Source organism: Rathayibacter iranicus NCPPB 2253 = VKM Ac-1602 (assembly GCF_003149025.1).
GTDB lineage: Bacteria > Actinomycetota > Actinomycetes > Actinomycetales > Microbacteriaceae > Rathayibacter > Rathayibacter iranicus.
This window is the reverse complement of the sequence record NZ_QGDV01000004.1, coordinates 52,759-64,705: the sequence shown is the minus strand read 5'-3', so window position 1 is coordinate 64,705 and position 11,947 is coordinate 52,759. Positions and strand designations below refer to the sequence as shown.

Sequence of the window (11,947 nt, the reverse complement as noted above, 5' to 3'; positions counted from 1 at the left end):
CGCACGGTGCTGTCCGCAGTGCTCGCGACGGCGCTTCTCGCGTCGTGTGGCGCGGGGACGCAGGTGTCGCCGGAGGACAATCGGCTGGGGGTGGTCGAGTTCGTTCGCGATTCAGCGGCCGTGGTGCCGGGTGACGGTTGGTCGACGCGGGAGGGTTCACCACGGGCAAGTGTGTGCGAACTGGATTGGGGTCAGAAGGGGGCGAGGTTCGTCTACAACTATTGGGCTTTCCCTGGTTCGGATCGGGACGCTGACGCGCAGCGGGTGGCGGAGTATTGGCGTTCTCTCGGGATGAGTGTGCGGGTCACTGATTCAACGCCGTGGCCCACTGTCTATGGTGAGGGCGGTCCGGTGCTGCGTGCGAGTTTTGATACCCACTCGCCGTGGGACGGTAGGTACTCCCTCGGTGCAGTGTCCTGGTGCAGGCCGGGTGACTCGCGGGAGTTGAATCGTTCGTATCAGCGTCGCTTGGCGGAGGGGGAGGTGCAGCCGGGTGATGAGCCTTCGATGTCGCAGGAGGATCGGGACTGGAAGCCGTCGTCGTCGGATGGGCCGGTGCCGTCGGTTTCCGCTACACCTGGTCCGAGGACGTGACGGGCCGGGAGCCGTCGCTGGGCTACCGAGACGCGGCGCCGAAAGCGTTGTATGGGCGAGCATGGCGGCGTCTGGGCAGGCAGGGACGTCAGTCCCAGCTGACAGGTCGGGGTGTGGTGCCCGATCCTGGGATGGGCACGACGACGAGGGATGCGTTTGTCGCGCTCGGCTCCGCTGGGTTGCGGAATTGGATTACGTCGGCGCAGCAGTTGCATGCTGGCAAGGTTTATGCAGGTCAGGCCACCGACCGGAAGTGGGGTAATTCTTTTCCCGATGATGAAACTTCGTGGATGGGGCGGGAGTTCAGTCCGTGGCACAGCGTGAATCCGGCTGATCCTGCCTTCGGCGCCCACGTGTTCGGCGTGGAGACGGGAGGTGATGCGGGGCTGCCGGTGACGAAGCATGATGCGGTGGCCGGTGATTCGACGGATGATCGGGGGTATCTCGATAAGGACACGGAAAGCGCCGACAATGTTTCTCTCGCGCTGGGTGGGGAGGATGAGAAGTTGACTCCGCCTACCCCGTTCCGGGAGACACTTCCGCGTCCGGTCCCTCAGCGTGCGCCGGAGGCTCCTGCTCATGGCTGAGCTATGGCAGCGTCGGCGATGGCTGTCGGTGATCGTGGTGACTGTTGCGGCGGTGCTTCTGTCTTCGTGCAGTGAAGGAGGGTCTGTTCCGCCGGAAGACAATCGGCGGGGGGTGGTCGAATTCGTCCGTGATTCGGCGGCCGTGGTGCCCGCTGAGGGCTGGTCGACGGGGGAGGGTGCGCCGCGGGCTAATGTGTGCGGATTGGGGTGGGGGAGCACGGGGGCACAGTTTGCCTATACGTATTGGGCGCTCCCGAATTCAGATTTTAATGGGGATGCGCAGCGGGTCGCGGAGTATTGGCGGTCGCTGGGCATGAGCGTGCGAGTGACTGATTCGACCCCGTGGCCTACCGTCTACGGCGAGGGCGGTCCGGTACTGCGCGCGAGTTTCGACACATCGTCGTCGTGGGACGGCAGGTATTCGATGGATGCGGTGTCGCGGTGTGAGCCGGGTGACTCGGACGAGTTGAATCGTTCCTATCAGCGTCGTCAGGCGGAGGGGGAGGTGCAGCCGGGTGATGAGCCTTCCATGTCGCAGGAGGACCAGGACTGGAAGCCGCCGTCGTCGGATGGGCCTGTACCGTCGGCTCCCGCTGCGCCTCGTCTGGGGACGTGATGGGCCGCACGCCGTCTCCCTGGAATTGTTCTTATGGTTGAGGGGCAGGTCCGGGCACGGCTTCTCTCGGTGGTAGCTGTGGCGGTTTCGTTCGTGCTTCTCGTGTCGTGCAGCGCCGAAAGAGAAATGTCGCCGGAGGACAATCGTGTGGGAGTGGTCGAGTTCGTGCGTGATTCTGCGGCTGTGGTGCCTGCTGAGGGGTGGTCGACGCGGGAGGGTTCACCGCGGGCGGACGTGTGCGGGTTGGGTTCGGGGAGCAAGGGTGCACAGTTCGCTTACACGTACTGGGCGTTCCCGAATGCGGATCTGAATGGGGATGCGCAGCGGATCGCGGAGTATTGGCGTTCTCTGGGCATGAGCGTGCGAGTGACTGATTCAACCCCGTGGCCCACGGTTTATGGTGAGGGCGGTCCGGTGCTCCGCGCGAGCTTTGCCACCTCTTCTGCCTGGGATAATCGCTACCGTCTTGGTGCGGTGTCGCGGTGTGAGCGTGGTGACTCGGACGAGTTAAATCGTTCGTATCAGCGTCGCTTGGCGGAGGGAGAGGTGCAGCCGGGTGATGAGCCTTCGATGTCGCAGGAGGATCGGGACTGGAAGCCGCCGCCGTCGGATAAGCCTGGACCGTCGGCTCCCGCCACACCTCGTCCGGGGACGTGACAGGCCGCGAGCCGCTGCCGAAACGCCGCGCTGACGGCGATGCATTCCGGGCCGGGCAAAAACGCCTGGCTTAGAGGTCGGCGTGCAGTGCCCAGACCCTCTCGGCGGAGTCACGCCAGCTGAAGGCGCGGGAGCGGTCGCGTCCCGCGACAGACATCCGCTCACGTAGCACGGTGTCGGCGAGCACGCTGCTCATCGCTAGGGCGAGGCGTTCCGGGTAGTCCTTCGCATCCCCGCGCTCCACGGCGACGCCCGCGTCCGCGGCGACCTCCATGAGCGCCGGATCGTCCGAGTGCACAACCGGCACGCCGAAGTGCATGGCTTCGAGCACCGGCAGCCCGAAGCCCTCGGCGATGCTCGGATAGACGAAGAGCGTGGCGCGAGAGAGGACGACCGCGAGGTCGCCGTCGCTGAGCACTCCGAGGGCGCGCACCCGCGACTCATCCAGACCCTGCTCGTCAGCGACGGAGGCGATGTCGAGATCCCCCCACCCTGTCGGCCCGACAAGGAGCAGGGGGACCGCGGGGGCCGAGGTTGCGCCGAATGCCGCGATCAGCGACACGAGGCCTTTTCGCGGCTCTAGGGTGCCGACGCTGAGGACGTACTCCGGCGGCAGCCCGAGGGTCTCGGCGCGCTCGTCGGCGTCTTTGGGCAGCACGAGGCCCGAGCCGACGGCACCGCCGATGACCCGGAGGCGGTCGCCGAAGTCCATAAGCTGCGAGAGCTGCTGGGCGACGGCGTGGGTCGGTACGACGACCGCGTCGGCATGCTTGCGCGCCCGCTTCGCCATCGCGCGGTGCCACTTCGCCCCGTGCGGGGTCAGTGTCTCGGGATGTGTCCACGGCACCGTGTCGTGAATGGTGACTGCGATCTGCTCGCCTTCGCTGCCGTCGTGAGCACGGACCGGTGCGAAGAGGCTCGGCGCGTGCATCATGCCGCCGCCGGCCGGGATCCCAATGCCGTACTGCCACGCCCGTGAGAGTTCTCGCCGGCCGAGGGGGAGCCGGTGGATGCGGGCCAGGCCCGGCAGGCGCAGCCGCAGCTCCTCCTCCTTCTCGGGCGGATGCGCAGACACGACGGCCTCGACCTCGCAGTCGGGCGGCGCTGTGGCGATCAGCTCGCGGGTGAGTTCCTCGGTGTAGCGGCCGATGCCGCCGGGAACGCGGGCGAGCATCTGATCGACGACGACTCGAAGGGTCGTCGTCACGGGGTCACCACCTGGAGCGGAGCGGCCGCGAGAGCCTCCTCCCACGAGCGCAGCGGAGAAAGACCAGCCCGGCTCCAGCCGTCGTGGCCGAGCACCGAGTAAGCGGGTCGCGGGGCGGGGCGGACGAAGGAGCCGCTGTCGGTCGGGCGGAGGCGCTGGGGGTCAAGGCCGGCCTTGGCAAAGACGGCGCGGGCGAAGCCGAGCCAGGTCGTTTCGCCGGAGTTCGTGCCGTGGTACACGCCTGCCGGCGCACCGGAGTCGATCAGCTCGACAAGGCGCGCGGCGAGATCAGCGGTCCAGGTCGGCTGCCCGCGCTGGTCATCGACGACCGTCAAGGTCTCGTGCGTACCCGCGAGGCGCACCATCGTCTTGGCAAAGTTGCCGCCGTGCTCGCCGTAGAGCCACGCGGTGCGGACCACGTAGCCGCGCTCCGGATTCGCGGCGAGCACGAGCCGCTCACCCTCGGCCTTGGTGCGGCCGTACGCCGAGATCGGATTGCGCGGGTGATCCTCCGCGTAAGGGCTCGAGGCGGAGCCATCGAAGACGTAGTCGGTCGAGACCTGAATGAGGGCTGCACCGATCTCAGCGGTCGCGAGCGCGAGGTTGTGCGCGCCGATCGCGTTCACCCGGTACGCCTCCTCCTCGTTGGATTCGGCATCGTCGACGCGCGTATAGGCGGCGCAATTGAGTACCGCGTCGTGACCGTCCACGGCGGCGCGCACCGCGTCGAGGTCGGTGACATCGAGGTCCTTGCGCCCGAGGGCGGTGCTGGGGCGGGAGCCGAGGACGGCGCGGAGGTCGGTGCCGAGCATGCCGGAGGCGCCCGTGATGAGGAAAGTCACCTCCTCATCATGCCCGAGCGCTCCGGCGCCTGACCGGCGGCGCACCGACCCCGCCTCCGGTGGCGCGCAGTGCACAGATCCGCGCCACTGGAACACCCCACCATTACACTGACGTCCGTGCAGATCCGCGAGCTCGACATCCCCGACGTCTACGAAGTGACTCCGCGCCAGTTCCCTGATGAGCGGGGGGTCTTCTACGAGTTCTACCGGTTCGACCACCTCGCCGAGAAGGTCGGACATCCACTGTCCCTTCGGCAGGGCAACACCTCGGTCTCGCGCCGTGGGACGGTGCGCGGGATCCACTTCGCACAGCTGCCGCCGTCGCAGGCGAAGTACGTCTCGTGCTTCTCGGGTGCAGTTCTCGACTACGTGATCGACGTGCGGGTTGGTTCGCCGACATTCGGTCGCTGGGAGTCGATCCTCCTGGACGACGTCGACCGTCGCTCGGTCTACATCGCAGAGGGCCTGGCACACGCTTTCGTCGCGCTGACGGAGAACGCCGTCGTGTCCTATCTGGTGAACTCGACCTTCGATCCGGTGCGCGAGAAGGGTATCGACCCGCTTGACGAGCAGATCGGTCTGCGCTTCCCGCCCGAAGCCGGCGAACTCTTGCTCTCGCCGAAGGACACTGATGCGCCATCGCTCGCCGAGGCAGAGGCGCAGGGTATCTTGCCCACGTGGGCCGCAGCGCGCGCCTTCTATTCGACGCTAGACGCCTCCTCCTGAGTCTGATTGCGCTGATCGTCCGCTGATCAGCGACGAGACGTCAGCGGGTCGGGCGCAGGCCCATCAGGACGACGCGCGCGCCGAGGCCGAGACGCAGCACTGCCCGCACCGGCGCCTGATACCAGGCACCGTATTTCTGCGCCAGGTAGAGGTAGGCGCTGCGGTGGTGTACAGCGAGCATCCGTGCCGAGGCGAGGCGCGTTGAGTGCCCGCCGAGGTGGGATACGACCGCGTCGGCGAGGTAGACGTTCGTCCAGCCCCGTTGCCCGAGGGAGTCGCCGAGCTGGACGTCCTCGAAATACATGAAGTACCGTTCGTCGAATCCGCCGACTTCGTCGAACGCCGTGCGCCGCACCATGACACAGGCGCCGGACAGCCAGCCCGCCTCGAGGCGCCCATGCTCGAGTGTCTCGACCATGCGGGAGCGACGGTACCTTGCCGACCACGGGTTGCTGGGCCAGACGTGCGCGAGGAGCGCGTGGCCGACGCCGGTGCCGAGCGAGGGCAGGGCGCGGGCGGAGGGGTACACCGTGCCGTCCGAGTCGAGGATGCGCGGTCCGATCGAGCCGATCCGCTCGTCGGCCACGGCTGCGTCGTAGAGAGCGTCGATCGAACCGGGGAGGAAGACGGTGTCTGGATTCGTGACGAGGATCCACTCGACGTTCCGGCTGAGCCGCTCGACCGCGTAGTTCACAGCAGCGCCGTAGCCGAGATTCTCGCCCGTCTCGTGGAACTCGACCGTCGGGATCCGCTCGACAACCCGGCGTACAGAGTCGTCGGTGGTCGCATTGTCGACGACGACGACCCGCACGTCGTGTTCGGTCGCCTCGGGAACCGACTCGAGGCACGCGCGGAGGACCTCACCCGAGAAGTGGGTGACGACCACCACCGCGATGGGCAACGTCGAGCGAGCGATGGGAGCCTCCGGGGAGTACGGCATCGGCGGGCGGGGGCACCGTCGGAAGAACTCGACGAGGCTAGCACGGGGGTCGGAGCGGAACTCCGGGCGCGAGCGTCTCAGCGGGTGATGTTGACCTGCTCAGTGCTGACGGCCACAGCAGCGGGAGAAATCGTTTCGACCGCGGGGAGTACATCATTCGTGGGCCGGCGGAACACCACGAACTTGTACATGCAGAAGTTCCACACCAGACCGACGAGCACCGCGACGGCCTTCGCGATATTGATCGCCAGGAAGGCGTTCTGACCCGAGCTTGGCAGGAAGAGGAGCGAGTTGCCGAAGCGGGTATTGAAGAAGACCTCGAACCCGTAAATAATGACGGACTGCAGGACCAGCGAGCTGAATCCCGTCACGAGGAAGAACTTGAGGAAGGTGGCGACGGAGACGCGACCCGGGTGGCGGAATACGAAAAAGTGGTTGAGTGCGTAGGAAATCGTGATGCCGACCAGGACCGAGAAGACGTTCGCGACAAGCGTCGGCAGGTGCAGGAGCAGCACAAGGGCGTTCAGGATGAGGAAGTCGATCGCGGTGTTGGTGCAGCCTGCTACGAGGAAGCGGACCTTCTGCGAGTCGAGGAGTCTCTTCATCTGTGGTGTCCCGTCCCCCTGTGGTGTCGATCCCGACCGTCGGGTTCCGACGGTCGTCCATCGGGGCGCGCGGATATAGGGGTGAATCGCCGCGCACCGTCCACCATGATAACCGGGAGCCGTCCTGCTGTAGTCGTGTGAGCGGTGGCATGTTCCTGAGAGAGTCCGCGGACTACCATGACGCCACTGCGGCTGCCTTAGAGGCTCGCGGTCACCGGATCGTTATACTCGCAGGGCTCTCACCGGTACCCGGTGCACCCGAAGAACGGATCTCCTCGTCTATGCGCTCCCTCGCCGTCGTCGTGCCCACCTACAACGAGGTCGCGAACATCGCGACGGTGTTGCCAAGGGTGGCGCTCGCCGCGTCACGCAACCCCGACTTTCACGTCACGGTCGCGGTGGTCGACGACAACTCCCCGGACGGTACGGCGGACAGGGCGCGGACGCTGGCGCAGGAACTCGGGTCCGACACGTTCGAGGTCCTCGTGCTCTCGCGCGAGAAAAAGGAGGGCCTCGGTGCCGCCTATATCTGGGCGTTCCACCACCTCCTTGGCGCGGAGCGGCGCTACGACTACCTGCTGCAAATGGACGCTGACCTCTCGCACGATCCCGATTACATTGACGCGTTTCTGAGGGAGGTGCGCGCGGGGGCCGACTTCGTGGTCGCCTCCCGCTACATCGCCGGAGGGGGAACGCCTGATTGGACTCTTGACCGCAAGCTACTGAGTGGCGGCGGCAACCTCTACACCCGCCTGTTCCTCGGCTCGAGGATTACCGACTGGACCGGAGGCTTCAACCTTTTCAGTGCCGATCTGCTGCGGACCCTGCACATCGAGACAATCCATGCAGCCGGCTACGGTTTTCAGATCGTGTTGAAATTCCGCGCGTTGCGGCAGGCGAAAGGCGTGAAGGAGATCCCGATCGTGTTCCTCGACCGCACGATCGGCTCGTCAAAGATCCCCGGTGACACGCTACTGAAAAACCTCTTGCTGGTCGTGGCGATCAGATTCGGCGGGAAGCACCGCTAGGGTCGCGTGGGCATCGACGAGGAACCGCGACAGCCAAGATTACTTTCTCCAGTGAGAATGGCATGTCAAATCATCGCGGATGCTGTCTCACGAGCTGGTGGCGAAAAGCAGCCACCTCCTGTCCTGACGCGTGCTCTTCACATCCGGCTGGTCGGCGTCGGCGACTGATCAAGCGGATTTTGCATAAGCCTCATATGGTCCAGAAAACGTTGGGCGGCTCAGTCCAAGGTGGCGCGCTGAGACCGACGAGGTAATTGTCATACCAATATTCTAACGTGTCATTGATTTGGGGGCACCGGTTCGGTCGACATCGCGAAGCACGATTCATTCCCTAAGACCCCCGTTTGCGTGGCTAGACAAGACTCATCTGAAGTGAGAAACTCTCTGCTCAAGGCGAATAATCATTGGAAGTTCCTCGGCTCCCCTGGTCGGTGCTCAGCGTAAACGTGACGAGCGAACTTCCTTCGGTCAGTCGCAAGACGGGTGCTCTCAAGGAGAGATCGCCCCTCGCCTTACACCAGACGATTGGAGAAACCATGCGCGATGACGTTCGGGCACAACTAGGCAGGCGTTTTGTACTGGGGGGTGCGGGGGCGCTCGCGGTAGCGGGCCTCGTCGGATTACCACGGTCCGCGCAGGCAGTCGCCACCGTCCAGTACCGTCATCCCTTCAAGAATCCGGATCTGGCCGATGGTTTCGCGAAAGCTCCAGCGGTCAATAATTCGGGTCGCTCGCACAACGGGCTCGACTATGCGCAGCCGGCAGGAGAAGCTGTCCCAGCGGTCGCAGATGGCACGGTCGTCATCAGCGAGTGGAATAGGGCACTCGGAAACGTGGTGGTCATCTCTCACGCCGACGGTTACTTCTCGGGCTATTGCCATTTGATCAATCCCGGCCTCGGCGTTGGAACGTCCGTGACTCGAGGCCAGACCATCGGGAACGTCGGAAACACGGGGAACCAGTCGGAGGGGAACCATCTTCACCTCACGATCGCAACCACGGCCTCCGGTTACACCGGCGGAACGGTTGTCGATCCATACCCTTTCATCAACGCGCGACTCGACGCCGCCTCGACTCCCGACCCCGTCGTCGTGGACACGACACGATTCACGGTGAGCGCCGTTCCTCACCCGGCCGGCGTGGATGTGTTCTGGCGTGGAAGCGATAAAGATCCCCAGCTCTACCACCGGTATCAGAGAGAAAGCGGCTGGAGTGCGAGCCTCCCGCTGGGCGGCGGGCTTGCCTCGGCGCCGACCGTTCTCCTCTCGGAGAGTACCATCGACGTGTTTTACGTGAGTCAGACCGGAACGCTGCGCCACAACTACTTCAATGGCACCGACTGGACCGGCGACTCCCCTATCGCAGCGGGTACCTCAATCACGGGCCGAATCAGCGCGGTCCGCCGTCAGAACGGTGATGTCAACGTCTTCTGGCGCGAGTCGAATGGATCACTCGGGCATGCCTACGCGATCAGCGGAGTCTGGAGTGCCGCTGGGAACCTCGCATCCGGTCTTACCGCCGACCCCTTCGCGGTGGTCACCACCTCTGGTGTGGTGAACGTGTACTACGCAGGACCCGACGCGCAACTCCTCCACGTCTACAGCCAGCCAGACGGATGGTCCTCGAGCGCGGCACTGCCCGCCGATGAGAACGTCGCAGGCACACCGAGCGCTATCGCGAAGAACGGAAAGGTTAACCTCTTCTGGCGGAGCACTTCGGGCAACCTTGTCCAGGCCTACTTCGACGGCAACCGCTGGCAGAAGACTGGATCCGCTCTCGCATCCGGTCTGACCGTTGATCCCGTCGCGGTCTCCACGGGCAGCGGTGACCAGATCGACGTGTTCTACGGGAACGCTTCACGAAATCTTGCGCACGTCTGGTACTCGACCGAATGGTCCGCTCCCTCAGACTTGCCTGGCACCTCCAGCATCTCCACGCCGGCGGTCTCCGCAATCTGGCGACCGAACGGGCGAGAGAACGTGTTCTGGCGTGGCAGCGACGGGCGTCTTACTCAGTCGTACTTCGATCCTGCGACGGGTTGGGGACCCTCCGAGCCACTTTAATCGCACACTGAATGTGCTCCCGAGCCCCGCCGGGGCCCGGGAGCACCCGGCGGTGTCAAGTCGTCTAAGCAACGGTGTGGTCGGTGAGGAGTTTCTCGAATGTCTCGCGTGGTGTTCGGAAGCCGAGGGTTGGGCGAGGTCGGTCGTTGAGTTCATCGGCGATGGCGTCGAGGTAGGGCTGATGGTTGGTGATCTCGACGCCTGTGGGCAGGTATTCGCGGATCAGCCCGTTGGTGTTCTCCTTCGAGAGCCGCTCCCACAGGGACCGCGGGTACGCGAAGTAGACGGGCAACGTGGTCGCGAGAGTGAGCTGCGCGTGGCGGGCCATTTCGGTGCCCTGATCTCACGTCATCGGGCCGCGTAGGTGCGCGGGCAGTTCGCTGATCCGGTCGATGCGGGCGTCGGCGATGCCGTCGGAGTCCTTCCCGTCGGGCAGGCCCAGGATGATGACTTAGCGCGAATGCCGGTCCACGAGCCTGATCGCGGCCGTCCTGCCGTGCGCTCCGATGATCAGGTCGCCCACCCACGCGCCGGGAACCCGCCGATCCGTCGCCTCCTCGGGCCGGTCATCGATGGACACCCTGCCCACGAGGCGCCCGCCGGTGCGCTCCCCGAGCGACCTACGGCGCTTGCGGCTGGTCTGTTCCGAGCGCAGGAGGATGCCCTCGCTGACGAAGCACGATCCATCCCCTAAGACCCCCGTTTGCGTGGCGAGACAAGACGTTTGCGTGGCTAGACAAGACTCATCTGGAATGAATAGCTCTCTGCTCAAGGCGAATAACTGTTGGAAGTTTCCCCCGGCTCCCCTGTCGGTGCTCAGCGTGGGCGTGACGAGCGAAGTTCCTTCGATCAATCGCAAGACGGGTGCTCTCGAGGAGAGATCGCTCCTCGCCTTGCGCCACACGATTGGAGAAACCATACACGATGACGTTCGGGCCGCCGCCGCGCTGTTCGAGGATGATGCGTCCGCCGTTGCCGGTTAGTCCGGTGGACATCCTCCCTGCCTGTGAGCGCGGATGGTATCCGTCGTCCTGTATCAAGAGACCCTGTGAAGCGCTGCGACAACACCTTTTATCGACCACAAGCGAGGTCGCACAAGAATGGAGTATCAATGCTAGAAGTGAGAACGAAGAGTGCACAGCCGCAAAACAATGGGGCGCAGATAAATAATGTGGTGCGCGTGATAAAGGCGATACGGGTCACTACTGCCGTGTCACGGCGGTCAGCTGTCGTGGCTGGGGCTCTGGGAATCGGTTCGATGATCCTGGCGCCTCAGGCTTTCGCCGCCGACAAGCCGAAATGCATCGCGTGATGCCAGCTGGAGGGATCCAATGATCCAGATCGACAACAATTTCTCGTACCCGATAGCCCTCGATGACGATCGGGACCCTTACGTGTCCTGGCGGCACCACCTGGGCCGCGGTTCAGCTGGCGGGGTCGACCTCGCCTACCCCCTCGGCGCGGACGTCTTCGCGAATGCTGACGGCGTGGTCACGACGTCATCGAACTACTCCGGCAGCGGCGGCATGACAGCCAGCCTGCGGCTCGATGACGGGCGGACGATCCAGTACATGCACCTCTCATCTCGGGGTGTCGCGAACTCGACCCGTGTCGCCCGTGGGGATGTCATCGCGAAGTCTGGGGCATCAGGAAAAGGGTCTGCGAATTATTACGATCCGCACCTGCATGTTCACATGATCCTACAGGATGGCACTCGTGTAAATCTCTGGGACTACTTTACTGAATCTGCGCCGGCTCCCGCTCCGGATATATCAAACAAGAAGGAAGAAAATATTATGCTGGCTATTGAACAGAACCGGACTTCTGACGGCCCCGACTACCTGAAGATTGCCATCTACGGCGAAGGACGCTGGGTCGAGATAGCACCGAACGAACGCGAGTATTACAATGCGTATCGCGGAGTGCACAACGCACAGGTGGATGAAGGTAACGCCTACTTCAAGATGCCGCAGAATGCAAAGAGCGTGGACCAGACGGGATGGAATGCTACGAAGAAGATTCACGCCTGATCAGTGAGTGAATCGAGCCGGGTCGGCCTTCTCTTTGCGGGACGGCCCGGTT

General features: G+C 64.4%; 10 protein-coding genes and 1 pseudogene. 6 read left to right on the top strand and 5 right to left on the bottom strand.

Annotated features, from left to right (window positions below):
• The first annotated feature begins 725 nt into the window (after positions 1–725).
• Positions 726–1,181, top strand: coding sequence for a hypothetical protein (locus B0H03_RS06195; protein WP_104264951.1), 456 nt, complete (start codon positions 726–728; stop codon positions 1,179–1,181).
• A gap of 1,343 nt (positions 1,182–2,524) precedes the next feature.
• Here the strand turns inward: B0H03_RS06195 and B0H03_RS06185 are convergent.
• Together B0H03_RS06185 and rfbD are read right to left on the bottom strand one after the other, a co-directional pair.
• Positions 2,525–3,661 (bottom strand): glycosyltransferase family 4 protein, encoded by a 1,137-nt coding sequence (locus B0H03_RS06185; RefSeq protein WP_243411137.1) that lies wholly within the window; start codon positions 3,659–3,661, stop codon positions 2,525–2,527.
• A complete protein-coding gene (gene rfbD / locus B0H03_RS06180) occupies positions 3,658–4,503 on the bottom strand; it encodes a dTDP-4-dehydrorhamnose reductase (RefSeq protein ID WP_104264949.1) in 846 nt (281 codons plus the stop codon). Before rfbD ends, B0H03_RS06185 begins: the two co-directional genes overlap by 4 nt.
• Before the next feature lie 117 nt (positions 4,504–4,620).
• On the opposite strand from rfbD, the gene B0H03_RS06175 reads away from it, so the two are divergent.
• Positions 4,621–5,229: a dTDP-4-dehydrorhamnose 3,5-epimerase family protein gene (locus B0H03_RS06175; protein ID WP_104264941.1), complete on the top strand. Its 609-nt coding sequence runs from the start codon at positions 4,621–4,623 to the stop codon at positions 5,227–5,229.
• 40 nt (positions 5,230–5,269) lie between these two features.
• Here B0H03_RS06175 and B0H03_RS06170 read toward each other — a convergent pair whose 3' ends face one another.
• Positions 5,270–6,169, bottom strand: a complete 900-nt coding sequence (locus tag B0H03_RS06170) for a glycosyltransferase family 2 protein (RefSeq protein WP_104264940.1) — start codon at positions 6,167–6,169, stop codon at positions 5,270–5,272.
• A gap of 77 nt (positions 6,170–6,246) precedes the next feature.
• On the bottom strand, positions 6,247–6,774 hold the full coding sequence (locus B0H03_RS06165; RefSeq protein ID WP_104264939.1) for a GtrA family protein: 528 nt from the start codon (positions 6,772–6,774) through the stop codon (positions 6,247–6,249).
• A 281-nt stretch (positions 6,775–7,055) separates the two neighbouring features.
• On the opposite strand from B0H03_RS06165, the gene B0H03_RS06160 reads away from it, so the two are divergent.
• Positions 7,056–7,802, top strand: coding sequence for a polyprenol monophosphomannose synthase (locus B0H03_RS06160; protein WP_104264938.1), 747 nt, complete (start codon positions 7,056–7,058; stop codon positions 7,800–7,802).
• Positions 7,803–8,338: 536 nt separating this feature from the next.
• On the top strand, positions 8,339–9,865 hold the full coding sequence (locus tag B0H03_RS06155) for a peptidoglycan DD-metalloendopeptidase family protein (protein WP_104264937.1): 1,527 nt from the start codon (positions 8,339–8,341) through the stop codon (positions 9,863–9,865).
• A 64-nt stretch (positions 9,866–9,929) separates the two neighbouring features.
• On the opposite strand, the pseudogene B0H03_RS17430 reads toward B0H03_RS06155, so the two are convergent.
• Positions 9,930–10,532, bottom strand: a pseudogene (locus B0H03_RS17430) (IS30 family transposase); the annotation flags it as partial.
• 85 nt (positions 10,533–10,617) lie between these two features.
• On the opposite strand from B0H03_RS17430, the gene B0H03_RS16140 reads away from it, so the two are divergent.
• Positions 10,618–10,848, top strand: coding sequence for a hypothetical protein (locus B0H03_RS16140; protein WP_127843948.1), 231 nt, complete (start codon positions 10,618–10,620; stop codon positions 10,846–10,848).
• 348 nt (positions 10,849–11,196) lie between these two features.
• Positions 11,197–11,895, top strand: coding sequence for a M23 family metallopeptidase (locus B0H03_RS06140; protein ID WP_104264934.1), 699 nt, complete (start codon positions 11,197–11,199; stop codon positions 11,893–11,895).
• Positions 11,896–11,947: the final 52 nt, after the last annotated feature.